At 75.3% G+C, this 23,311-nt stretch carries 25 protein-coding genes and 1 riboswitch; of the genes, 14 read left to right on the top strand and 11 right to left on the bottom strand.

Annotated features, from left to right (window positions below):
- Positions 1-38: 38 nt before the first annotated feature.
- The 6 genes from mftD to ACI795_RS14925 form a co-directional block, all read right to left on the bottom strand.
- Entirely contained in the window at positions 39-1,280 is a 1,242-nt protein-coding gene (gene mftD / locus ACI795_RS14950; RefSeq protein ID WP_457076341.1) for a pre-mycofactocin synthase MftD, read from the bottom strand.
- A 149-nt stretch (positions 1,281-1,429) separates the two neighbouring features.
- Positions 1,430-2,029 carry a YceI family protein gene (locus ACI795_RS14945; protein WP_457076340.1) on the bottom strand — a complete coding sequence of 200 codons (600 nt, stop codon included), beginning with the start codon at positions 2,027-2,029 and terminating at the stop codon, positions 1,430-1,432.
- Positions 2,030-2,184: 155 nt separating this feature from the next.
- Positions 2,185-3,117, bottom strand: coding sequence for an aggregation-promoting factor C-terminal-like domain-containing protein (locus ACI795_RS14940; protein WP_457076339.1), 933 nt, complete (start codon positions 3,115-3,117; stop codon positions 2,185-2,187).
- Between the two features lie 31 nt (positions 3,118-3,148).
- Positions 3,149-3,272, bottom strand: a riboswitch (cyclic di-AMP (ydaO/yuaA leader).
- A gap of 173 nt (positions 3,273-3,445) precedes the next feature.
- A complete protein-coding gene (locus ACI795_RS14935; protein WP_457076338.1) occupies positions 3,446-4,093 on the bottom strand; it encodes a class I SAM-dependent methyltransferase in 648 nt (215 codons plus the stop codon).
- A 79-nt stretch (positions 4,094-4,172) separates the two neighbouring features.
- Positions 4,173-4,652: a universal stress protein gene (locus tag ACI795_RS14930; RefSeq protein WP_457076337.1), complete on the bottom strand. Its 480-nt coding sequence runs from the start codon at positions 4,650-4,652 to the stop codon at positions 4,173-4,175.
- Positions 4,653-4,838: 186 nt separating this feature from the next.
- Complete coding sequence (locus ACI795_RS14925) at positions 4,839-5,261, bottom strand: DUF5709 domain-containing protein (RefSeq protein WP_457076336.1); 423 nt, start codon at positions 5,259-5,261, stop codon at positions 4,839-4,841.
- A 176-nt stretch (positions 5,262-5,437) separates the two neighbouring features.
- Here ACI795_RS14925 and ACI795_RS14920 point away from each other — a divergent pair, with 176 nt between their 5' ends.
- The 4 genes from ACI795_RS14920 to ACI795_RS14905 all read left to right on the top strand — a co-directional run bounded on the left by ACI795_RS14920 (position 5,438) and on the right by ACI795_RS14905 (position 9,015).
- Positions 5,438-5,830 (top strand): cupin domain-containing protein, encoded by a 393-nt coding sequence (locus ACI795_RS14920; protein ID WP_457076335.1) that lies wholly within the window; start codon positions 5,438-5,440, stop codon positions 5,828-5,830.
- Positions 5,831-5,866: 36 nt separating this feature from the next.
- Positions 5,867-6,778, top strand: a complete 912-nt coding sequence (locus ACI795_RS14915; RefSeq protein WP_457076334.1) for a Dyp-type peroxidase — start codon at positions 5,867-5,869, stop codon at positions 6,776-6,778.
- Between the two features lie 76 nt (positions 6,779-6,854).
- Entirely contained in the window at positions 6,855-8,591 is a 1,737-nt protein-coding gene (locus ACI795_RS14910; RefSeq protein WP_457076333.1) for a pyruvate dehydrogenase, read from the top strand.
- A 25-nt stretch (positions 8,592-8,616) separates the two neighbouring features.
- Positions 8,617-9,015, top strand: coding sequence for a thiol-disulfide oxidoreductase DCC family protein (locus ACI795_RS14905; protein ID WP_457076332.1), 399 nt, complete (start codon positions 8,617-8,619; stop codon positions 9,013-9,015).
- A gap of 76 nt (positions 9,016-9,091) precedes the next feature.
- On the opposite strand, the gene ACI795_RS14900 is transcribed toward ACI795_RS14905, so the two are convergent.
- From ACI795_RS14900 to ACI795_RS14890, 3 genes are all read right to left on the bottom strand, one after another.
- On the bottom strand, positions 9,092-9,382 hold the full coding sequence (locus tag ACI795_RS14900; RefSeq protein WP_457076331.1) for a hypothetical protein: 291 nt from the start codon (positions 9,380-9,382) through the stop codon (positions 9,092-9,094).
- A gap of 131 nt (positions 9,383-9,513) precedes the next feature.
- A complete protein-coding gene (locus ACI795_RS14895) occupies positions 9,514-11,052 on the bottom strand; it encodes a DUF222 domain-containing protein (RefSeq protein ID WP_457076330.1) in 1,539 nt (512 codons plus the stop codon).
- A 169-nt stretch (positions 11,053-11,221) separates the two neighbouring features.
- On the bottom strand, positions 11,222-11,989 hold the full coding sequence (locus tag ACI795_RS14890; protein WP_457076329.1) for an SDR family oxidoreductase: 768 nt from the start codon (positions 11,987-11,989) through the stop codon (positions 11,222-11,224).
- Positions 11,990-12,036: 47 nt separating this feature from the next.
- Between ACI795_RS14890 and ACI795_RS14885 the strand changes: the two genes are divergently transcribed.
- Together ACI795_RS14885 and ACI795_RS14880 are read left to right on the top strand one after the other, a co-directional pair.
- Positions 12,037-12,678: a hypothetical protein gene (locus tag ACI795_RS14885; RefSeq protein WP_457076328.1), complete on the top strand. Its 642-nt coding sequence runs from the start codon at positions 12,037-12,039 to the stop codon at positions 12,676-12,678.
- Between the two features lie 79 nt (positions 12,679-12,757).
- The gene (locus ACI795_RS14880; RefSeq protein WP_457076327.1) at positions 12,758-13,594 is read left to right on the top strand and encodes an HpcH/HpaI aldolase/citrate lyase family protein; all 837 of its coding nucleotides are present in this window, start codon (positions 12,758-12,760) and stop codon (positions 13,592-13,594) included.
- A gap of 55 nt (positions 13,595-13,649) precedes the next feature.
- Here the strand turns inward: ACI795_RS14880 and ACI795_RS14875 are convergent, their stop codons facing one another.
- A complete protein-coding gene (locus ACI795_RS14875) occupies positions 13,650-14,435 on the bottom strand; it encodes a putative protein N(5)-glutamine methyltransferase (RefSeq protein WP_457076326.1) in 786 nt (261 codons plus the stop codon).
- Positions 14,436-14,509: 74 nt separating this feature from the next.
- Between ACI795_RS14875 and ACI795_RS14870 the strand changes: the two genes are divergently transcribed.
- The 8 genes from ACI795_RS14870 to ACI795_RS14835 all read left to right on the top strand — a co-directional run bounded on the left by ACI795_RS14870 (position 14,510) and on the right by ACI795_RS14835 (position 21,781).
- A complete protein-coding gene (locus ACI795_RS14870) occupies positions 14,510-15,226 on the top strand; it encodes a hypothetical protein (RefSeq protein WP_457076325.1) in 717 nt (238 codons plus the stop codon).
- Positions 15,223-16,251 carry a hypothetical protein gene (locus ACI795_RS14865; protein WP_457076324.1) on the top strand — a complete coding sequence of 343 codons (1,029 nt, stop codon included), beginning with the start codon at positions 15,223-15,225 and terminating at the stop codon, positions 16,249-16,251. Before ACI795_RS14870 ends, ACI795_RS14865 begins: the two co-directional genes overlap by 4 nt.
- Before the next feature lie 63 nt (positions 16,252-16,314).
- Positions 16,315-17,532: an NRAMP family divalent metal transporter gene (locus ACI795_RS14860; protein WP_457076323.1), complete on the top strand. Its 1,218-nt coding sequence runs from the start codon at positions 16,315-16,317 to the stop codon at positions 17,530-17,532.
- Positions 17,533-17,546: 14 nt separating this feature from the next.
- Complete coding sequence (locus tag ACI795_RS14855; protein WP_457076322.1) at positions 17,547-18,299, top strand: LamB/YcsF family protein; 753 nt, start codon at positions 17,547-17,549, stop codon at positions 18,297-18,299.
- The gene (locus ACI795_RS14850) at positions 18,299-18,913 is read left to right on the top strand and encodes a 5-oxoprolinase subunit B family protein (RefSeq protein ID WP_457076321.1); all 615 of its coding nucleotides are present in this window, start codon (positions 18,299-18,301) and stop codon (positions 18,911-18,913) included. Before ACI795_RS14855 ends, ACI795_RS14850 begins: the two co-directional genes overlap by 1 nt.
- Positions 18,910-19,761: a 5-oxoprolinase subunit C family protein gene (locus ACI795_RS14845; protein ID WP_457076320.1), complete on the top strand. Its 852-nt coding sequence runs from the start codon at positions 18,910-18,912 to the stop codon at positions 19,759-19,761. The genes ACI795_RS14850 and ACI795_RS14845 overlap by 4 nt, the downstream gene beginning before the upstream one ends.
- Positions 19,758-20,450, top strand: a complete 693-nt coding sequence (locus ACI795_RS14840; RefSeq protein ID WP_457076319.1) for a spermidine synthase — start codon at positions 19,758-19,760, stop codon at positions 20,448-20,450. Before ACI795_RS14845 ends, ACI795_RS14840 begins: the two co-directional genes overlap by 4 nt.
- On the top strand, positions 20,447-21,781 hold the full coding sequence (locus tag ACI795_RS14835; RefSeq protein ID WP_457076318.1) for a DUF2254 domain-containing protein: 1,335 nt from the start codon (positions 20,447-20,449) through the stop codon (positions 21,779-21,781). The genes ACI795_RS14840 and ACI795_RS14835 overlap by 4 nt, the downstream gene beginning before the upstream one ends.
- 27 nt (positions 21,782-21,808) lie before the next feature.
- On the opposite strand, the gene ACI795_RS14830 is transcribed toward ACI795_RS14835, so the two are convergent.
- Positions 21,809-23,161: an MFS transporter gene (locus ACI795_RS14830; RefSeq protein WP_457076317.1), complete on the bottom strand. Its 1,353-nt coding sequence runs from the start codon at positions 23,159-23,161 to the stop codon at positions 21,809-21,811.
- Positions 23,162-23,311: the final 150 nt, after the last annotated feature.

Below are 23,311 nucleotides of genomic sequence, written 5' to 3'. Positions count from 1 at the left end.
CCATCGCCGCCGGCGGTCGTCGCCGGGCGCGGGGCCGCTCACCCCCGGGCGGCCCCGTGCTGCGCGGGGACGCTCTCCACCGGCGCGTCGGCGACCTGGTCGACGCCCAGGTACCGCTCGAAGCCGGGCGGGACGACGACGTCGTCCCGGCAGAGGTCGGCCACCGACTCCCGCCCCAGGCCGACCATCGCCGCGCCGAGGCCGTCGCGGAGGACGTCGAGCACGTTCTCCACCCCGGCCTGCCCGTTGGCCGCCAGGCCCCAGAGGTACGCGCGGCCGATCATCACGGCGCGGGCGCCCAGCGCGAGGGCCTTCGCGACGTCACCGCCGCGCCGGATGCCCCCGTCCAGCAGCACCTCGACCTGGTCACCGACGGCCTCGGCGATCGCCGGCAGGGCACGGATGGAGGCCGGCGTGCCGTCGAGGTTGTTGCCGCCGTGGTTGGAGACGGAGATGGCGCTGACCCCGGCGTCGACGGCCCGCTTGGCGTCGTCGACGCGCATCACGCCCTTGAGCATGAACGGCCGGTCCTCGCCCCACAGCTCCCGGAGCCAGGCGACGTCCTCCCAGGTCGGCATGGGCGACTGCATCCACATGCCGTAGGCCTGGAAGAAGGTGGGGGCCGGGTCGCCGGGCTTCGCGACCATGTTGGGCACGGTGAGGTCGGGCAGCTTCCTCGTCCTGGCGAAGTCCCACAGCCAGCTGGGCTTGAGCGCCACCTGCGGGGCGTACCGCCGCACGGCCTCGAGGTCGATCCGCTCCGGGATGAACGGGCTGCCCCAGTCGCGGCCGTAGGAGAACGACCAGTCGAGCGTGGCGATCAGCCCGGCCGCCCCCGCCCGGCGCGCCCGCTCGACCTTGGCGGCCATCAGGTCGCGGTCACCCACCCAGTACAGCTGGAAGAACGTCTGCGGGTTGGCGGCGATGACCTCCTCCATCGGCTTGCTGGCCATCGAGGACAGCCCGATCGCGGTGCCGCGGGCCGCCGCGGCCCGCGCGACCGCGACCTCGCCGTCGGGGTGCACGGCCTGCACCCCGGTCGGGCTGATCAGCACCGGCAGCGCGAGGTCCTGGCCCATGACGTGGGTGTCCATCCGCCGGGCGTTGGCCAGCCCGGCGGTGTGCGGGGCGAAGCCCAGCTCGGCGAAGGCGGCCAGGTTGTCGTCGACCGTCAGCCCGCGCTCGGAGCCGGCGACCAGCGCCCCGTAGACGCCCTTGGGCAGCCGTCGCTTCGCCCGCCGCTGCGCCTCGGCCACCGTCTCGAACCACGCGTTCGCCATCTGCGCACTCCCCTGCTCCTCGGACCGGGGGACGCCGTCGTCCCCCGGTGCCTGCGACCACGGCCGCTGGCACTCAGTGCCACGGTAGCGGGGTGCAGTGGTGTGGAACACACCTCTTCCGTCTCCCGGAGGGGGTGGCCCGCGGCGGGTCAGGCGGTCTTGATCACCGAGACGTCGAACTCCACCTGGATGCGGTCGCTCACCAGCACGCCACCGGTCTCCAGGACGGCGTTCCAGGTCAGCTCCCAGTCGCTGCGCTTGATCGCGAGCGCACCCTCGAAGCCCACCCGGGTGTTGCCGAACGGGTCGAGCGCCGAGCCGGTGAGGGTGAAGTCGACGTCGACCGAGCGGGTGACGGACTTGATGGTCAGGTCGCCGGTGACCCGGTACACCTCGTCGTCGACCTGTCGCACCGCGGTGGAGTCGAAGCGCATCTCCGGGTACTGCTCGACGTCCAGGAAGTCCGCCGACCGCAGGTGCGCGTCGCGGTCGGGGGCGCCGGTGTCGATGCTCGCGGTGCGGATGCGCAGCGAGACGGTGCTGGCTCCCGGGTCGGCGGTGTCCAGGTGCGCGGTGCCGGCGAAGTCGGTGAACGCGCCGCGCACCGTCGTCACCATCGCGTGCCGGGCACGGACGCCGATGCGGGTGTGCGCGGCATCGACGAGGTAGTCGCCGGTGACGTCGGTCAATGCGGCCGTCGCGGCGTCGAAGTCCGAGGCCGCGGGCTCGGGTGCCCGGTGCTTGCCCACGGTTCAGCCCTCCTGGTCTGGGTGGTCCACCCGCTGATCCTGGCCCACGGGTGTGCGGTGCGGGCAGGGTGGTCGCGCGCTGCGCAGGCGAGGAGGGGCCGCCCGCTGCGGGCGGCCCCTCCTCGTCGGTGCCGGGTCGGTCGGGACCGGGTGGATCAGTACCAGCCGGCGCTCTGCGAGTGCGACCACGCGCCGCACGGCGAGCCGTACCGGTTGTTGATGTAGATCAGGCCGGCGTCGATCTGCCGGTTGCCGTCGGAGGTCTTGGCGATCCCGGTGCTCTTCCAGGTGGAGTCCAGGAACTGCGGGATGCCGTAGGCGGTGCTGCGCGGGTTCTGCGCGTTGGGGTTCCAGCCGCTCTCCTTGCCCCACAGCTTCTCCAGGCAGGAGAACTGGCCGGCGTCGCCGCCGAGCTTGGAGAGCGCGTAGCTCTGGTACGAGCCGGCCGGCGCGGCGGCGGCCGGGGCCGGGGCCCCGCCGCCCGAGGAGCGGGAGCTGGACTGCGACCGCGGAGCGGCGGCGGCCTGCTCGGCCTTGCGCGCCTGCTCGGCCTTGCGCGCCTCCTCCGCCTTGCGCGCCTCCTCGGCCTTGCGAGCCTCCTCGGCGAGCCGGGCCTCCTCCGCCTTGCGGGCCTCCTCGGCGAGCCGGGCCTCCTCCGCCTTGCGCGCCTCCTCGGCGAGCCGTGCCTCCTCCGCCGCGACGGCGTCGGCCTGCGCCTGCGCGGCGGCGGCCTCCGCCTCCTGGCGCTGGCTCCGGTCGGCCACCAGCTCACCGAGCCGGTCACCGACCCGGCCCTCGGAGACGACGGTGCCGGCGTGCTGGGCGGTGAGGCCGAGCTGGGTGGCGATGCTCACCGGTTCGGGCGCCGCGGTGGCCTGGGCGTCGGTCTGCCCGGAGACGGCCACGTTGACCAGGACGGCACCGACCGCGGCGGCGGCCAGGTACAGCGCCGGGCGGCGCAGGCGGGCGGGGGGCGCCAGACGGCGGGGGGACTCGTCCCCGGCGACGGGGAGGACCGTGGTGGGCAGCTCGCCGTCGGCGGGGAGGTCGTGCCCATCGTGGTCGTGCTGGGTGGTGCGGGGGGACATGAAGGAGGGGGCTCCCGGGCTCTTCCGCGGCCGCCTACCGAGTTAGCTGACGGATTCGGGCGGGAAGACGCCCTACCCGGCCGGGCGCGTGCCCGGGCGGGATTCACCCCAGTGCTGCGGTGGGTCCCCGGATCGCTGTGGACAGCGACTCGGCGGCATCCGGCGCGGGCTCCCCGGGTGGGGACGTGACGTCCGGCCGGACCCGACCACGGTAAGGCTCGTTACGACCTCGTGACAATGCTCGGCGGCCAGTTCGTCGGGTTCTGCCATGACACCGCTGGTCAGCGGCGTGGGACCCGTCCCGGACGTACCGCGTGTCACACCTGCCTCAGGGCAGCCGCCAGACCGTCGTCCGGCGCACCTGCCCGCCGTCGGCGTCGGGGACGTCGTGGGTGGCGGCCGGCAGCAGCCCCTCGCGCGGCAGGTAGGCACGGCCCGGGTCACCCAGCAGCACGGTGGCTCCCCGGAGCCAGTGGGTGCCGAGGTAGGGCAGCACCCGCGCGGTCATCTCCCGGTCGTAGCAGACGTCGCCGGCCAGGACGACGTCCACGTCGGGCCCGTCGTCGCCGAGCACGTCGCCCACCACCTCGATCCCGCGGACGCCGTTGAGCTCGGCGTTGAGCGCGATCGCGGTGTGCGAGTAGGGATCGACGTCGCTGGCGACGACGTGCGCGGCGCCGGCCCGCAGGGCGGCCACGGCGACCAGCCCACTGCCGGCGCCGAGGTCCAGGACCCGCTTGCCGGCGACCAGCTCCGGCGAGTCGAGGACGTACCGGGCCAGCGCCTGACCGCCGGGCCAGGCCGCCGCCCAGAACGGCGGGTCCTGGCCGGCGCCGCCTGCCTCGGTCTCCATCGCCTCCCAGAGGGCGACGACGTCGTCGGCGACGTGCAGCTGCACCTCGGGCACCAGGGTGGGCCGCTCCACCCGGGTGTGGGCCTGCAGGAAGGACGGCGGGACACGATCGGAGGCGGGCACCACGTCAGTGGACACCCACGCGCCCGACCGCGGCCCGCCGGGGTGCAGTGGGCCGTGCGGTCGCTGGTCCGTGCGGTGGCTAGTCCGTGCGGTCGCTGCGCACCACGGTGACCGGGCAGGGCCCGTGCCGGGTGACCTGGTCGCTGGTGGAGCCCAGCAGCAGGCCGGCGAAGCCGCCGCGGCCGCGGGCACCGACGACCAGCAGGTCGGCCTGCCCGGCGGCGGTGATCAGCGCCTTCACCGGGGCGGTGTGCGCGACGTGGCAGACGACCCCGGCGGCGCGCTGCTCGCCCAGCGCCGCCACGACGTCGGCCTCGAGGTCGGCCTGGACCGCCTTCTCGTAGTCGCTCATCGGCGGCACGTAGCCCGGCGACCAGCTCGCCGGCTGGGGTGCGGTGGCGATCCGCCAGGCGCGGACCACGTGCAGCGGCCACCCGGCCCGCTCGGCCAGCCCCGCCGCCCACACGAGCGCTTCCTGGGCGCACCCCGACCCGTCGTGCCCGACGACGACCCCACCGCCGACCGCCCCGGTCGACGCCTCCGCCGTGCCGTCCGCCATGGCCTCGTCGACCTCCGCCGCGAGCGTGTCCCGCGTGCCGTCCTGCTCCGTCCCCGTGTCCTCCTGTCCGTGCCCGCTCGTCCGGTGCCCGTCACACCGGCCACCGGGCTGCTCCCCTCCAGCGTGGCCCCCCGGCCGCCGGTCGCACAGAGCCGGAGGTCCCTGGGACCACCGCCGGTCCCGACCTCAGCCGTCCTCCCGGACGAGGTGCACGGCGGACTCCTCCGCCGAGGCGGCTCCCCCGTCGACCCCCTCGTCCTCGGCGTAGAGCTCGTCCTCCCGGTCGACCACACCGTCGTCGTCGGCGTCGGCGAGCCGGCCCGCCCGGTCGTCGCCGACCTCGTCGTCACGCAGCTCGCCGTCGGTGTCCGCGGCGTCCCCGAGCCCGTCCCCGTCCTCCTCGCCGCCGTCCTCGCGCAGCTCGCGGGCGAGCCGGCCGGACAGCCCCTCCCCCGCCTCCTCCTCGCGCTCGGTGGTGCCCCAGCCGGTGGAGACCCAGGGCCGGTCGGGCGGCGACCAGCCGGCGGTGTCGTCGTCGGCGTCCGGTTCGAGGGTGTCCGAGACCGCGGCCACGGTCTCGGGGTCGGTGCCGTCGTGGTGCGTCCGCATGGCTGTCTCCGGGGGCTGGGCGGCGCTGACGGCGGCAGTGTCCCGCGGCGCCGCGCCCTCCACCAGGCCCGCCCGCGCGGGCTCGGATCGCGCCGTCGGCCGACCTGCTCTTGACTGATCATCGACGGCCGGCGAGCGCCGGTCAGCAGATCGAGGGAAACGGAGGAACGGCGCCCATGGAGCACTTCACCATCGCCACCGTCGCCGAGCAGAGTGCCGACTTCCGCCGCGTGCTCTGGACCGGCGAGCACACCCAGCTGGTGATCATGACGATCCCGCCGGGTGGGGAGATCGGCGAGGAGGTGCACGACGTCGACCAGATCCTGACCTTCGTCAGCGGCACCGCCAAGGCGAAGGTCGGCGGGCAGGAGAAGAAGGTCGCCCAGGGGGACCTGGTGGTCGTGCCGGCCGGCAAGAAGCACAACTTCGTCAACGACGGCGTCAACCCGCTGGTGCTCTACACCGTCTACGGGCCGCCCGAGCACGCCGACAAGGCCGTGCACAAGACGAAGGAGGAGGCCGACGAGCTCGAGGAGGCCGGCAAGGACGAGCCGCCGTCGAACGACTGATGCCCGCCGGCTGCGGGCGTCGGGCACAGTGACGCCGTGACCCCGCAGCCCGGCATCTTCGCGCTCGGCACACCCGAGCACTGCTACCTGGAGCTCGATCTCGAGCCCGGCCGCTCCGCGGAGGACCTGGTCCGCGGGGTGGCCGGGCTGACCGGTCCGCTCTCCTCGACCGGCGGGGTGAACGTCGTGGCCGGCTTCCGCCCGGAGCTGTGGGCCGCCGTCGCCCCAGCCGACGCCCCGGCCGACGCCGCGGGGTTCGACGAGCCGATCGTCGGCGCCGGGCGCTACCGGATGCCGGCGACGCAGCACGACGCGTGGGTGTGGGTCGCCGGCGGCGACCGGACCGCGGTCTTCGACAACGCCCGCGCCGTGCTGGCCGCCCTGGCCGGGACCGCCCGGGTGGCCGGCGAGGTGACCGGCTGGCTCTACCGGCACGACCGGGACCTGACCGGCTTCATCGACGGCACCGAGAACCCCTCTCTGCTGCACGCCGCAGAGGTCGCCGCAGTGCCGGCGGGCGAACCGGGTGCCGGGTCGAGCGTCGTGCTCTACCAGCTCTGGCGGCACGACACCGCGGCCTGGGAGTCGCTGGGCACCCACGGCCAGGAGATGTCGATGGGCCGCACGAAGGCCGACAGCGTCGAGCTGCCCGAGGACGTCATGCTGCCCAGCGCCCACGTGGCCCGGACCACCGTGGAGGTCGACGGCGAGGAGCGGCCGGTCTTCCGGCGTAACGTCGCCTACGGCGGGGTCACCGACCACGGGACGGCGTTCGTCGGGTTCGCCCGCGACCGGTGGCGGCTGCACGAGATGCTGCGCCGGATGGCCGGGGCGGCCGACGGTGTCCGCGACGGCCTGACCGGCTTCCTCACCCCGCTGACCGGGGCGTACTACACCTGCCCGGCGATCGACGCGCTCGCCCGCTTCGCGCCGCCCGAGGAGACCTGAGGCGCACCATGTTCAGGTCGCCGACCACGGGTAGGAGAGCGGCGGCCGCCCGACCCACCGTCCGGAGGAGCTCCACATGGCCCACCCGACCGTCGCCGTCCAGCTCGTGCAGATGCTCCGCGCCGCGGGGGTGGAACGGATCTACGGGGTCGTGGGCGACAGCCTCAACCCCGTCGTCGACGCCGTCCGGCACACCGACGGCATCGAGTGGGTGCACGTCAGCAACGAGGAGGGCGGGGCGTTCGCCGCCGCCGCCGAGGCCCAGGTGACCGGGAGGCTGGCGGTCTGCGCCGGCTCGTGCGGGCCGGGCAACACGCACCTGCTGCAGGGGCTGTACGACGCGCACCGCAGCGGTGCACCGGTGCTGGCGATCGCCTCGCACGTCCAGTCCCAGGAGATCGGGATGGCGTTCTTCCAGGAGACGCACCCCGAGCGGACGTTCCAGGACTGCTCGTACTGGTGCGAGGTGGTCACGCCCAAGCAGATGCCACAGGCGCTGCGAGTGGCCATCCAGACCGCCGTCGGGAAGCAGGGCGTGTCGGTCGTGGTGCTGCCCGGCGACCTGGCCGCCGAGGAGTCCGGCGGCCCGTCCGTGGAGTCGGCGATGGTCTCGCGCCCCTCGCCCGTGCGGCCGCCGGCCGAGCAGGTGCAGGCGCTCGCCGACGCGATCAACGCAGCGGGCACGGTCACGCTGTTCTGCGGCGCGGGCTGCCGGGACGCGCACGACGAGGTGATGCAGCTGGCCGGGCACGTGCTGGCGCCGGTCGGGCACGCGCTGGGCGGCAAGGAGTTCATCCAGTACGACAACCCCTACGACGTCGGCATGAACGGCCTGCTCGGGTACGGGGCGGCGCACAAGGCCACGCACGAGGCAGACCTGCTCGTGCTGCTGGGCACCGACTTCCCCTACGTGAACTTCCTGCCGCAGGCGCGCACGGTGCAGGTCGACGCCGACGCCGCGCACCTGGGCCGCCGCAGCCCGGTCGAGGTGGCCGTGCACGGCGACGTCGGGGAGACGATCCGGGCGCTGCTGCCGCTGCTGGAGCGGAAGACCGACCAGCGCTTCCTGGACGGCATGCTGCGCGACCACGCGGAGTCGCTGGAGAAGGTGGTCGACGCCTACACGCACCGGGTGGAGAAGATGCGCCCGATCCACCCGGAGTACGTGGCCGCGCAGCTGGACGAGCTCGCGGCCGACGACGCCGTCTTCACCGTCGACACCGGGATGTGCAACGTGTGGGCGGCGCGCTACCTGACGCCGAACGGCCGGCGGCGGGTGCTCGGGTCGTTCCGGCACGGCTCGATGGCCAACGCGCTGCCGCACGCGATCGGCGCGCAGTTCGCCGCGCCGGGCCGGCAGGTCGTGTCGATGAGCGGGGACGGCGGGCTGGCGATGCTGCTCGGCGAGCTGATCACCGCGCGGCTGCACCGGCTGCCGATCAAGATCGTGCTGTTCAACAACGCGTCGCTCGGCATGGTGAAGCTGGAGATGATGGTCGACGGCATCCCGGACTTCGAGACCGACCACGAGCCCACGGACTTCGCGGCGATCGCCGCCGCGGTCGGCATCCGGTCGATGCGGGTGGAGGACCCCCGCGAGGTGCGGGACACCCTCGCCGCGGGGCTGGCCGACCCCGGGCCGGTGCTGATGGAGTTCGTGACCGACCCGAACGCGCTGTCCATCCCGCCGGCGATCACCGGCGAGCAGATCCGTGGGTTCGCGGCGACCGCGTCGAAGATGGTGCTCGGCGGCGGGGTGGGCAGGATGATCGACCTGGCCCGCAGCAACCTGCGGAACGTCCCGCGCCCGTGACCCGGACCCACCCGTGGAGGTGAGCGTGGCCCGACCCGTGCTGCTGTTCGACGGCGACTGCGGCTTCTGCCAGCGCGTGGCCGGCTGGGCGCCGCGGGTGCTGCCCGCCGACGCGCGGGTGGTGTCCTGGCAGAGCGCAGACCTCACTGCGCTGGGCACCACGGCCGAGCGGGCCGCACGCGAGGTGCTGTGGGTGCGGCGGTCCGGCCGGGTGGACGGGGGCGCGCAGGCGGTGGCGCACGCGCTGCTGGTCGCGCGGTGGCCGCTGCCGCTGCTCGGGTTCCTGCTCGTGCTGCCGCCGGTCCGCTGGGTCGCCGCGGGCGTCTACCAGCTGGTGGCGGCGAACCGGATGCGACTGCCGGGCGGCACGGCCGCCTGCGCGCTGCCCAATCCGCCGGCGGCCGGTGAGCGCACCGCGGGATGAGTTCCGGCTCCCGCCACCACCGGGGTGTCGGCGGGAGGGCGTGGGTTCGGGAGGTGGGGGTCCGGGCGACTCGGGCTCAGGCGGCGCGACGGTGTTCTCGGACGCCGTACCAGTTGGTGAGCAGGTGGCTGCGCACCGCGGCGGGCAGGGCGCCCCAGCGGAGCAGCGCGGCACGGGCGGGAAGTGCGCTGGCGGCAGCGAGCTGACCCAGCTCCAGCACACGCTCAGGGCGTGGGCAGAAGGGAGTGCGCTCGTGCAGCCCCGAGGCCAGGTGGCTGTCGAAGGCCGCGAGGATGTCGGCCTGGTGCTCGGGGTCGAACCACTGTGGGCTCCGCGGCGAGCCCTGCGCGACGTCCTGACGGATCACGCTGGGTTTATCGGCACGCGCGGACCGACCCGGGACTCGAGTGGTCCGCGGACCGTTCGCCGGCCACTCCCGCCACGCCAGTCACACCGACTGGACGAGGCGGCCGCTCTCCGACCAGCACGCTCCACGCCTCAGAAGGGCGGCGGGTCGTCGGCCGGTTCGGTGACTGGCGGCTCGGGTCCGACCGGTGGTCGGGGTCCGGTTGCTGCGGGTCCGGCCGGTTCGAGTTCGGGTGGTCGCAGGCCGGGTGGTCGGGTGGTGCGGGTGACGCCGCTGGCGGTGGTCACGGTGAGGACCCCGTCGGGGGTCATGGCGAAGTGCCAGCCGGGGGCGAAGGTCTTGAGCCGGTGGTGGCTGCGGCACAGGCAGCAGAGGTTGGCGCAGTCGGTCTCGCCGCCGCAGGCGTGCGGGACGACGTGATCGAGGTCGTTGGCGCCGATGCGTTGGCCGCAGGTGGGGAACCGGCAGCGCCGGTCGCGGGTGGTGACGAACGCGCGTTGCCGGTCGGTGGGCTCGTACCTGTCCGTCGGTGGTGGCGGGCCGAGCACCGCGCAGCTACATCGATCGCCGCCGCGACCGTTGCCGTTGCCGGGGTGCTGTGGGCACCCGCGCTTCACAAGCCGGGCCAGCTCGGCGGGGGTGGCGGTGGCCAGCAGCTGCCCGTCGGGGCCGGTGATGGCGAACGTGAGGCTGCCGCCGTCAGGGGCGGTGAGGCCGAGAGCCCCGACCCGGGCGAGGAGATCGCGGAGGTGGGTGGCGGTGATCGGCAGCCCGTTCACCTCACCCGGCGCGCTGCTCGCACCCTCCAGGGCATCCAGTGCGGCGGTGACCGTCAGGCGCGCTGCGACGGCGGGCAGGCCGTTGTCGGCGGGGCGGCGGATCAACGCCGACAGCACCTGGGTCCGCAGCTGCCCGATCGGCCGCTCATCACCGTCGGCCTCGAGCATCCGCGCGAGCTGGTCGATCAGGTCGGAGCACTCGGCGGCCTCGTCGGCGGGCAGGTCCGCGGCCAGCACCGACCGACCGTCCGACGGTGAGGGGTACACGCGCACGTCGGCGGCCTTCTCCGCCTCCGCCCGGCGTTCCTCGGCCGCCGCCGCGTCCACACGCAGCATCAGCTCGGTGGCCCGCTTGCCCAGCCTCGTCACCGACAGGTCGCACGCCTCACCGAGCAGGGCATCCTCGACGCGGCCGGCGACGTCGGCGCTGGTGTGCTGCAGCTTGTCGGCCAACTCCGACGCCCGCCGATCGTCGATCTCCCCGGCTCTGAGAGCGGCGAAGGTGGCCGGCAGCTCGTCCCGCCACACCAGCGCCCGGGTCAACCGGATCGCCGCCGTCCCGCGGCCGACGTTGAGCACCGTGGCCAGCTCGGCGGTGAAGAACTCACTCACCGCACCCTCGGCCGGCTGCGCGGTCCAGCCCACCCGGCGGGCACCGGGATGGTCCGGCGATGGGTCGTCCGTCGTGGGCCGGTCGGCGGCCAAGGCCAGGATCAGCTCGGCCTCGTAGGCGGCGTCCCGCGCGCGGCGCTGCTGCACCCGCTGCAGCTCAGCGGCGAGCTCGTCGTCCCGCAGCCAGGGAGCGGGCAACCGGGTGGGCTCGACGCGGTGATCGATGACCCAGTCCACGACCAGCCCCTCGATCACGCTCGACCCCGACCTCCGCGACATGATCCGAACATACGTTCGACCACTGACAGTTCATCCCGCTGGCCCCGAACTCACGAAGTCGGTGCTCACGTGGCCCACCACCCGGCGCGTTCTGGGCCCTCAGCGTTCGACCCCGGCCGGTCCGGCCGGCAGCAGCACACGTCGATCACTGGCAGCGCCGGGTCCCGGTCTACAGCCCGCCAGCCACCCGCAGCACCGCACCGGTGCAGTAGGACGCCTCCGGGGACAGCAGCCACGCGACCGCCGGCGCGATCTCGTCGGGCCGACCCGCCCGTCGCATCGGCACCCGGCCGACCACCCGGGCCGGACGACCGGGATCGCCCGCGCCGGCGTGGATGCCGGTGTCCACCAACCCGGGCGCGACCGCGTTGACCCGTACGCCGTCGTCCGCCAGCTCCTTGGCCAGGCCGACGACCAACGCGTCGACCCCGGCCTTCGCCGCCGCGTAGTGCACGTACTCGTGCGGCGAGCCGAGGGTGGCGGCACTGGACGAGACGGCGACGACGGCGCCACCCGGACCGCCCCGCCGCCGGGACATCACCTGGGCCGCCCGCCGGGCGCACAGCACGACGCCGAGGAGGTTGACGTCGAGCACCTGACGGATGACGTCCACCGGGGTGTCGGCCAGGTCGCCGAGGTGCGCGGTCACCCCGGCGTTGGCGACCAGCCCGGTCACCGGGCCGAGTTCGGCGGCGGCGGCGAAGAGCGCGTCGACGTCGCCCGGGTCGCTGACCTCGGCCCGCACGGCAACCGCCCGCGCACCGGCCGACCGGGCGGCGGCGACCACCTCCTCAGCACTGGCCGGATCGGCCCGGTATCCCACGGCGACGTCGTGACCGCCGCGCACCAGCTGGGCGACGACGGCGGCGCCGATGCCGCGTCCCCCTCCGGTGACGACGGTGACCGGACGGGAGGACGACGCGGCGGGGTGGGTCACGGCGCTGATCCTCGGTCCTGTCACCCCTCGACGGCAGACTCGGGGTCGTGGAGCACTCCCCCGCCGGCACCCGCACCGACAGCACGATGCTCGAGGAGAGCCGGCCGCAGGCGGTCGTCACCCGGCTGCGCCCGCTGCTCGTCGCCGTGCAGGAGGCGCTCTCCGCCGGCATCGCGGTCAGCCGCCGCATCCACGCCGAGCACGGGTGGCAGCCCTCGGCCGACCGGCACCTGGACCACCAGCTGGTCCGCCGGGAGGCGATGGAGCGGCTGCGGCCCTTCGGGGTGCACCTGGAGGACGGCCCGCTGAGCGGCCAGCTGGACCTGCTCGACCTGGGCACCGACAACCTCGGCCTGCCGATGAGCGGCCTGATCCTGCACACCCCGACCGACGTGCTGCGGGTGTGGCACTCCGACGACGGCGAGCTGCCGGCCGCCGACACCCAGGGGCTGCGCGCCTTCTACCGCCAGCGCCCCGCGCTGCAGACCCAGCTGGCCCTCGACGACCCGGCCGAGGCCGCCGCGCCGCGGTCGCACCTGGCCCTGCTGTGGGCCGACGGCCGGCTGCCCAGCGGCAACCCGGGGCTGGTCCGGTTCGACCTGGTCCGCCCCCGCGGCACGATCGGCCGGCGGGTCGACGTCGACTGGCACGTCGGCCTGCTCGACCGGCTCGCCGCCCGCGCCGCCTGACCCCGCCGGGCAGCGGCCGGCCGCGACACGACAGGACCCCCGGCGGGCCGTCGGCCGACCTGCCCCGCAGAATGGCGGCGTGCACAGAGGCAGGAACGTCGACCCAGAGATCGCCCGGTCGTGGCTGCTCGTGAACGGCGCCCGCAAGGAGCTGTTCGACGAGGCACACGACTCCCGCGCCGACCAGATCGTGCTCGACATCGAGGACGCGGTCGACCCGGCCCGCAAGCCGGAGGCCCGTGCGGACGTCGTGGCGTGGCTGTCCACCGGCGAGAAGCGCGCGTGGGTGCGGATCAACGACCACTCGACCCCCTTCTGGGCCGACGACGTCGCCGAGCTCGCCGGCCTGCCCGGCCTGAACGGCGTCATGCTGGCCAAGACCGAGGCCGCCGAGCACGTCACCGAGACCTACGACCGGCTCGGCGGCAAGACCCCGGTGCTCGCGCTGGTGGAGTCCGCGCTGGGCATCGAGGAGGCGGTGAACATCGCCCGCGCCCGCGGCGCCTTCCGCCTGGCCTTCGGCAGCGGCGACTACCGCCGCGACACCGGCACCAGCGCCGACGACCTGGCGATGGCCTACCCGCGCTCCCGCCTGGTCGTGGCCAGCCGGGTGGGCGGCCTGCCCGGCCCCATCGACGGCCCCACGGTGAGCACCAGCCACCCGATCCTGCGCGAGCAGTCTGCGACCACCGTCTCGCTGGGCCTCACCGGCAAGCTCTGCCTGCAGATGGACCAGCTGCCGGTGATCAACGAGGTCATCAGCCCGACGCCGTCCGACGTCGCCTGGGCGCGGGACTTCCTGGCCGACTTCGACGCCCGCGGCCAGGTCATCCGCGACGGCAGCGACCTGCCCCGCCTCGGCCGGGCCCGCAAGATCGAGAAGCTCGCCACCGCCTTCGGCGTCCAGCCCATCTGAGGACCAGCCGGCGCACACGGCGGCCCCCACCCACCGGGTGGGGGCCGCCGGGCGTTCAGGGCCGGGTGCCGACGACGACGGTCGCGTCCAGGTCCTCGTCGTGCCGCACGGCGGTCCACAGACCACCAGCGGCCACCGCGGCCTCGGTGGCCGCCGCCTGCTCCTCGCTGGTCTCGATGAGCAGCGACCCGCCGAGCGCCAGCCAGCCGGCGGCGCCGGCCGCGACCCGCCGGTGCACCGCGCCCCCGTCCGGCCCGCCGTCCAGGGCGAGCCGCGCCTCGTGGTCCCGCGCCTCCCGGGGCATCAGCGCGACCGCGTCGGTCGGCACGTAGGGGGCGTTGACCACCAGCACGTCGACCTGCCCGCGCAGTGACCACGGCAGGGCGTCGAACAGGTCGCCCTCCCCCACCCACGCGCCCAGCGGCGCCAGGTTCCGGCGGGCGCACGCGACCGCCGCGGGGTCGAGGTCGGCGGCGAGCAACCGGACCCCACCGACGGCGACCGCCACCGCCAGCCCGACCGCCCCCGTGCCGCAGCACAGGTCGACGACGACGCTGCCCGGCCCGGCCCGGGCCACCGCCTCGGCCGCCAGGAACTCGGTCCGCCGCCGGGGCACGAAGACCCCCGGCGCCACGGCCACCCGCAGCCCGCAGAAGCCCGCCCAGCCCAGCACCTGCTCCAGCGGCTCGCCGGCCACCCGGCGGGAGACGAGCTCCTCCAGGTGCCGGCTCCCGCGCGCCGCCTCGACCAGCAGCTCCGCCTCGTCCTCGGCGAACACGCAGCCGGCCGCGCGCAACCTCGCGACCAGCGTCGCGGGCGGGGCCGGATCGGGAGCGGACATCAGGGAGTCAGTGTGCCCTTCGCCCACGGAACCGGAACGCACCGATAGCGTGCCGCCAACGACGAGGAGGAACGGTGCGCAGAGGCCAGCGGGACGTGGACTTCACGGCCTTCGCCACCGACGCCGAGCCCCGGCTCCTCGGCACCGCCCTGCTGCTCACCGGTGACCGACGAGCGGCCGAGGACCTGCTCGTCCACGCGCTGGCCGCCACCCGGCGCCGGTGGCGGCACGTCGCCACCTCCGCCGAGGCGCTGACGGAGGCCCGGCGGGCGCTGGTCGCCCAGGCGCCGGCGCACACCGGTCCGGGCGACGCGGTGATCGTCCCGGTCGGCGCGGACGACGACCTCAGCGAGGCCGACCGGGTGTGGCTGCGGGCGCTCGCCGACCTGGCGCCGCGGCCCCGCGCGGTGGTGGCGCTCCGCCTGCTGGAGCGGCTGGACGACTCCGCCGTCGCCGAGGTCCTCGGCTGCTCCCCCGCCGACGTCGCCGACGCGCTCACCGAGGCGGTGGCTGCCCTCGGGCCGCTGCTCGCCGTCGAACCGGAGCCCGCGGCCCGGCACACATCCGCTGAGCACCCCGCGGAGCACCCCGGCGAGCACCCCCGGGAGGACGCGCAGCCCGTCGACCAGCACGCGCACCGGGACGGGGACCCGGACGCCGTCTACCGCCGGCCCACCGCGTCCGGTCCGCCGCAGCCCCGCCCGGTGCCCGTCCCGCCACCGTCCCCGGCCCCGGTGCTCCCGCCCAGCTCCGACGACGACCCGGACGCGATCTACCGGCGGCCGGCGTGACCGCCCCGGTCGAGCAGGCCGTGGCCGCCCGGCTGGCGGAGCTCGCCGCCCTGGCCGAGCCGCCGGACGGCGAGAGCACCGTGTCGCGGGCCCTCGCGCTGGCCCGGTCCCGGCGCCGCCGGTCCGCCGCCTGGGTCGCCGGCGGGCTGGCCGTCGTCCTGCTGCTGGCCGCCGGCGCCTCGACGGCCGGCACGACGACGACCGAGCCCGCGGCCGCCCGGCCCACCCGCAGCACCGCCCCTCCGCCGCCACCGCCGGAGCTGTACGAGGCACCGGCCCGCGGCTCGCTCGCCGACGACGAGGCCTTCCTCGCGGCTGTCGCCGAGCTCGACTGGTCCCTCACGGCCGACCCGGCGGGAGTGGTCATCGGCGGCGACCCACCGGCGGTCCCCGGCACCCAGCGGGTGGTCTACGCCGCCGACGTGCCCGGTGGACACCGATGGGCCGTCGTCCTGGGCCTGGTCGGCCGGCAGTGGGCGTGGACGTGGTTCACCGGCCCCCGGGGGGCCTCGCCGCAGGAGCTGACCGCAGCCGCCATCGCCATGCCGGTCGAGGGTTGGGAGCCGCTGGCGCTGATGGACGCCTCCACGGACACCGGTCCCCTGGTGGTGCTCACCGAGCCCGGCGTCGGGGCCGAGTACTCCCCCAGCCTGGACCGGGCGCCGGGCGGCGAGCTGGTCCGCGACTTCGATCCGCTGCCGATGGTCGACGGCGTGCCCCTCGGTGAGGTGCGCACGCCGATCACCTGGGGCGCCGGCGAGGTGCGGCTGTCCGGCCGCGTGCTGCCCGTCTTCCCGATGACCACGGGCGAGGAGCCGGCGTTCGTCGACTTCCCGACCGGCCCGATCGACGGCACCGATCTGCCACCGTGCCTGGAGCAGCTGGGTGTCGACGTCCAGCTGTCCCCCGACGGCCACCTGGAGGGCTGGGGCGACTCGCCCCCCGACCAGCTGAGCAGCGCGGAGCAGGCAGCCCGGGAGGACCAGATCGCTGCTTGCTTCCGCGCCGCCGCCGGGGAACGCTGAGCCGGCCGGTTCGCCCCCGCCCGGCGGGGTGACGCTGGCCCGCCCACCACCGGGAGGAGAGCGGTGAACGCAGAGCAGCCCACCGGACGGCTGGCGGCCAGCACCCGCTCGACCCTGCTGGGCGCGATGTTCCTGATGGCCACCTCGGCGATCGGGCCCGGCTTCATCACCCAGACGACCACCTTCACCGTGCAGCTGGGCGCCGCGTTCGCCTTCGCGATCGTCGTCTCGATCCTGGTCGACATCGCCCTGCAGCTGAACGTCTGGCGGGTCATCGGCGTCTCCGGCCGGCGCGCCCAGGAGCTGGGCAACCTGGTCGCCCCGGGCCTGGGCTGGGTGATGGCCGCCTTCCTGCTGATCGGCGGGCTGGTGTTCAACATCGGCAACGTCAGCGGCGCGGGTCTGGGCACCGACGCCATGCTGGGGCTCGACCCGAAGATCGGCGGCGCGCTGTCGGCGCTGATCGCCATCGGCGTCTTCCTCAGCAGGCGGGCCGGGGTGGCGGTCGACCGGATCGTCGTCGTCCTCGGGCTGGTGATGATCGCGCTCACCACCTATGTTGCGGTCACCTCCGGCCCCCCGGTGGGCGCGGCGCTGCGCAACGTCGTCCTGCCCGAGGAGATCGACGTCCTGGCCATCACCACCCTGGTCGGCGGCACCATCGGCGGCTACATCGTCTACGCCGGCGCGCACCGGCTGCTCGACTCGGGGATCAGCGGCCCCGGCCACGTCCGGCAGATCACCCGCGGCTCGATCACCGGGATCCTGATCACCGCGGTCATGCGGGTGGTGCTCTTCCTCGCCATCCTCGGCGTGGTCACCGGTGGCGCGGCGCTGGACCCGGCGAACCAGGCGGCGTCGGCGTTCGGGCAGGCGGCCGGCGAGGTCGGCATGCGGGTCTTCGGCGTCGTCCTCTGGGCCGCGGCGATCACCAGCGTCATCGGCGCCTCGTACACCTCGGTCTCCTTCGTCACCTCCCGGACCCGCACCAGCGACCGCACCCGGACGCTGCTGGTCGTCGGCTTCATCGTCGTCACATCGCTGGCCTACCTGCTGATCGGCGCCGCCCCGACCACGCTGCTGGTCTTCGCCGGGGCCTTCAACGGCCTCCTGCTGCCGGTCGGCATCGCGGTCCTGCTGTGGGTGGCCACCCGGCGCACCGACCTGCTGCACGGCTACCGCTACCCGCGCTGGCTGCTGGCCATCGGCTGGCTCGCCTGGCTGCTGACCCTGTACCTCGCCGTCCGGTCGGTGCAGCCGGTCATCGACCTGTTCTCCTGAGGAGGATGACCGGCATGGACCTGAACTCCGATCTCGGTGAGGGCTTCGGCCAGTGGACCCTCGGTGACGACGATGCCCTGCTGGGGATCGTCACCAGCGCCAACGTGGCCTGCGGGTTCCACGCGAGCGACCCGCTGATCATGCAGCGGGTGTGCGCGTCGGCCGTCGACCGCGGGGTGGCCATCGGCGCCCAGGTCGGCTACCGGGACCTGGCCGGCTTCGGCCGGCGGTTCATCGACGTCGAGCCCCCGGCGCTGACCGCCGACGTCGTCTACCAGATCGGCGCGCTGGAGGCCTTCGCGCGGATCGCCGGCGACCGAGTGCGCTACGTCAAGCCGCACGGGGCGCTGTACAACGCGATCGTGCACCACGAGGAGCAGGCGGCCGCGGTGGTCGCCGCCGTCGTCGCGCACGACCGGACGTTGCCGGTGCTCGGGCTGCCCGGCTCGGCCTGGCTGCGGCTGGCGGCCGACGCCGGGCTGACCGTCGTGCACGAGGCGTTCGCCGACCGGGCGTACACCCCCGAGGGCACGCTGGTCCCCCGCCGGCTGCCCGGCGCCGTGCTGCACGACCCCGCCGAGATCGCCGACCGGTGCGTGGCGATGGCCGCCGGCGAGCCGATCCGGGACGTCGAGGGCGGCGAGCTCGTCCTGCGGCCCGGGTCGATCTGCGTGCACGGCGACACCCCGGGCGCGGTGGAGATCGCCGGCCGGGTCCGGGCCGCGCTCACCGGCGCCGGCGTCCAGCTGGCGCCGTTCGCGGTCTGATGCGCCTGCTCCCCAGCGGCAGCACCGGGCTGCTCGCCGAGGTCGACACCCTGGACGACGTCCTGGCCCTCTACGCGGCGCTCCGCGCCGATCCCCCGCCCGGCGTGGTCGACGTCGTGCCCGCGGCGCGCACGGTGCTGCTGGTCACCGACCCGGCCGTCACCAGCCTGGCCGCGGTCGCCGAGGCGGTCCGGACGACGACGCCGCGGCCCGACGCGCAGACCGCCGGGGAGGTGGTGGAGCTGCCGGTGCGCTACGACGGCGCCGACCTCGCCGAGGCCGCCGAGCTGCTCGGCGTCACGCCGGACGGGCTGGTCGAGCGGCACACCGGCGCCGAGTGGACCGTCGCGTTCTGCGGCTTCGCCCCCGGCTTCGGCTACCTCGTCCAGCCGGGCGTGAGCTGGGACGTGCCCCGCCGGGCCACCCCGCGCACCCGGGTGCCGCCCGGCTCGGTCGCGCTGGCCGGGGAGTTCAGCGGCGTCTACCCGCGCGAGTCACCCGGGGGCTGGCAGCTGATCGGCCGGACCGACGTCGCGGTCTTCGACCCGGACCGCGACCCGCCCGCCCTGCTGCGGCCGGGCACCCGGGTGCGCTTCGTCGAGGTGGGCCGGTGAGCCTCACCGTGCTGTCGCCCGGTCCGCTGACCACCGTGCAGGACGAGGGGCGGACCGGGCAGGGCGCGCTCGGCGTCGGCCGGTCCGGCGCCTGCGACCGGGGCGCCTACCGGCTGGCCACCCGGCTGGTGGGCAACCCGGCCGGCGCGGCCGCCCTCGAGGTGACCGCCGGCGGGCTGGCCGTGCGCGCCGACGCCGATCTGCTGGTGGTGACCACCGGTGCCCGCTGTCCCGGGGCGCCGCACGACGCGCCCACCCTGCTGCGCGCCGGCAGCGAGCTGCGGCTGGGCCCGCCCGTCAGCGGCCTGCGCACGTACCTCGCCGTCCGGGGCGGGATCGACGTCGCCCCGGTGCTCGGCTCGCGGTCGACCGACCTGCTGTCCGGCCTCGGCCCCGCTCCGGTGGCCGCCGGCGACGTGCTCCGCATCGGCCGCACCCCCGTGCCACCCCCCGGTGTCGACCTCGCCCCGGTGCCCGACCCGCCGGACGGCGAGGTGACGGTGGCCGTGCTGCCCGGACCGCGGCAGGACTGGTTCGGCGACGCCGGCTGGGCCTCGCTCACCGGGCAGTCCTGGGTGGTGACCAGCGAGAGCAACCGCATCGGGCTCCGGCTGGACGGCGCGCCCCTGGACCGGCTGCGGGCCGGGGAGCTCCCCAGCGAGGGGATGCTCCGCGGGGCGCTCCAGGTGCCGCCGTCGGGCACCCCGGTGCTCTTCCTCGCCGATGCCCCCGTGACCGGCGGCTACCCGGTGATCGGCTACGTCCCCGACGACGACGTCGACCGGTGCGCTCAGCTCCGCCCCGGTCAGCAGCTGCGGTTGCGCCCTGCCGCACACTCCTCCCCGTGATCGACGAGAAACTGCAGCTGCTCGGCCGGGCCGGCGGCCCGCACGGCGAGGTGGCGCTGCGCCGGCGCACCACCCACGACGGCGGCGCGCACCTGGAGCTGATCGTGGACGGCGTCTTCGCCATGGACGACGTCGACACCTCCACCGAGCGCGCCCTGGCCACCGAGACGCTGGCCCGCTGCCCCGGCGAGGAGCTGCGGGTGCTGGTCGGCGGCCTCGGGCTGGGCTGGACCGCGGCCACCGCGCTGGCCGACCCCCGGGTGGCGCTGGTCGAGGTGGCCGAGCTGCAGCCCGCGCTGGTCGGCTGGGCCCGGGACGGGCTGCTCCCCGCGCTGCCCGCGGACCCCCGGCTGCGACTGCACACCGCCGACGTCGCCGCGCACCTGGCGGGCTCCCCGGCCACGTACGACGCGGTGGTGCTCGACGTCGACAACGGCCCGGACTTCCTCGTCCACCAGACCAACGCCGGTCTGTACGAGCGCCCGGGGCTGTCCCGTGCCCTCGCTGCGCTGCGTCCCGGTGGCGTGCTGGCCATCTGGGCCAGCGACCCGGTGCCGGAGCTGGCCGCGCAGCTGGCGGGGCTCCCCGGCGCCACCGACGTCGAGCACCTGGTGCTCCCGGTCGAGCGCGCGGGCCGGCGCTTCGACTACGCGATCGCGCTCGCCCGGCGCACCGGGGTCCGGTCGTGAGCGGCGGTCGCCGGCAGGGCAGCGCGGAGGACTCGCGGGCCCCGCTGTGGCTCTGGCCGCTGGTCGCGGGCGTCGTGGCCGCCGGGGCGTCGCTCGGGCTGACCACGATCCGCCCCACCAGCGGCTGGCTCACCCACCTGTGGCCCGGCGACCAGGCCGCGGCGTCCACCCTGTTCCAGGTGGTCACCACCGCGGTGGTCACCATCACCACCCTGACCTTCAGCCTCACCGTGGTGGCGCTGCAGCTCGCCTCCCAGCAGTTCTCCCCGCGGCTGCTTCGGCAGATCACCCGGGACCGGGTCTGGAAGGGCGTGCTGGCCGTGCTCACGGCGGCCTTCGTCTACAACATCGTCGCGATCCGCCAGCTGAACGGCGCGTCACCGGTGCCGGTGGTCAGCGCGGTGGTCTCCCTGCTGCTGGGCGTCGCCGCGTTCGCCGCCGGGCTGACCTTCATCTCCCACATGACCCGGGTCCTGCGGGTCGACACCCTCATGCTCATGGTCCACGCCGAGACCACGACCGCCATCGCGTCCTTCTACCCCGACTACGACGAGCCGATCGACGACCCCGACCAGCTGGACCTGGACCAGTCCGCCGGCCGGCTGCTGCCGTCCCCGGAGAGCGGGTACGTGCGCAGCGTCGACGTCGAGCGGCTGGTCCGGTGCGCCCGGGAGCACGACGCGGTGGTGCGGATCGAGACCCGCCCGGGGGACCACCTGGTGCGCGGTACGCCGCTGGCGACCGTCTGGGCCCGGCGCGGCGGCGAGCTGCCCGAGGAGTTCACCGAGGAGGTCACCGGCGCGGTGGACCTGGGCTACGAGCGCACCCTCGACCAGGACGCCGGCTTCGGTTTCCGCCAGCTGGAGGACATCGCGGTGAAGGCCGTCTCGCCCGGCATCAACGACCCGGTCACCGCCGCGATCGCCGTGGGGCACATGGGCGACCTGCTGTCCCGGATCGTCGGCTCCCACCTGGGGCCGACGTTGCACCGGGACGAGGACGGCACCGGCCGGGCGATCGTCCCCGACCGGGATCTGCGCTACTACCTGGAGCTGTGCTGCGGCCAGGTGAGCCGCTACGGCGGCGACGAGCCGACCGTGCTCACCTCGGTCCTGCGGATGCTCCGCGACGTCGGCGTCTCCTGCCGGGACGACCACCAGCGGGCCGAGATCGCCCGGGCCGCGGACAACACCGCGGCCCAGCTGCCGGAGCAGGCCGCCGGGGACGACGCCGAGGCGGTGCGGGACATGCGCCGGCGGGTGCAGGCAGCCCTCGACGGCGACCTCTACGGCGCGTTCGCCGACCGGGCCGGGGAGACCCGCTCGATCTGACCCAGGGTCGGCGTTCGGCCGGAGCGCTCAGTCCTCCGCGGGCGGCGGGTACGCCGACCGGCCCCGCAGCCGGGCGCCGACCGCGATGTGCAGCGGGGCGATCACCACACCGTCCCGGGCCAGCCGGGCGCGCAGCGCCTTCCGGTGGCGCAGCACGCCGACCAGGCCGACCGCCCAGAACACGTACTGCACGCTGAACGCCGCCCGGAAGGCGTCCCGGCTGTAGTCGGTGGTACCAGCGGGGGTGAGCAGATCCAGCACCGCCCCGATGGCCAGGATCGTCAGCAGCGAGGCGACGAAGCCGCCGACGTTGACCACGCCGCTGGCGCTGCCGGCCCGCTCGACCGGGTTCTCCGTCCGGGCGTAGTCGAAGCCGATCATCGAGCCGGGGCCGTTGGTGCCCAGCACGAGCACCAGCACGACGAGGAGCCACAACGGCGCCTGCCCCGGCCAGAGCAGGACGACGGTCCAGGTGGTCACCGTGGCGCCGAGGATGCCGAACACCAGCACCGAGCGGCGCATCGGCCAGCGGCCCACCAGCCGGCCCAGGAACGGGCCGAAGCCCATGCCGATCAGCACCAGCAGGGTGAGCAGGGTGGCCGCCGTCCCCGGGCTCAGCCCCTCCCCGACGGTGAGGAACGGGAAGCCCCACAGCAGGGCGAACACCGTGCCGGAGAACTGGGTGACCAGGTGGGTGTACAACCCGATCCGGGTGCCCGGCTCCCGCCAGGTGGCCACCAGGTTGGCCCGCACCTGACCGAGCCCGGCCGGGCTGGCCACCGGCGTGCCGGGCGGGGCGTCGGAGAGCGCGACCAGCACCAGCACCGCGGCGAGCACACCGACCGCCGAGGCGCCGAGGAACGTGGCCGGCCAGGAGGTGTCGCGCAGCAGCGCGACCAGCGGGTAGGCGGCGACGATCTGGCCGATCTGCCCGAGGATGCCGGTGAGCTGGGTGACCACGGGCACGGTGCGGCCGGTGAACCACAGCTGCACGACCCGCAGCACGCTGATGAAGGTCATCGCGTCCCCGGCGCCGACCAGCACCCGGGCGGCGACGGCGGTCGGCACGTCGGTGGCCAGCGCCAGCACCGCCTGCCCGGCGGACATGGTCAGCGCGCCGGCGACGATCATGACCCGGGAACCGAACCGGTCCAGCGCCACGCCCACCGGCACCTGGAGGCCGGCGTAGACGGCCAGCTGCAGCACCAGGAACAGCGAGATCGCCGAGGCGCCGGCGTCGAACCGCTCCTGCGCCTGCACGCCGGCCACGCCGAGCGACCCGCGGTGGAAGATCGCCACGGCGTAGGCCAGCAGCCCCACGCCCCACACCAGGTAGGCCCGCCTCGGGGTGCGGGCGGCCGGGGCGGGAGCAGTGGTCACGTCCGAGAACGACACCACACCGGCCCCCGGGCGTTCCCACCGGGCACGGTGAGATGCCCCACGGGGACGTCGCATCCCGGGCGGGCTGCAACGGCCCCGCTGCAGCGGCCCGCCGCCAGCGTGCGAGTGGCGGGGGGGCAGCGGGGCCCT

The sequence above is a fragment of the Modestobacter sp. SYSU DS0290 genome, from assembly GCF_054050955.1.
Note: the sequence above shows the minus strand (reverse complement) of the source record. Positions and strands in the feature narration are given on the sequence as shown.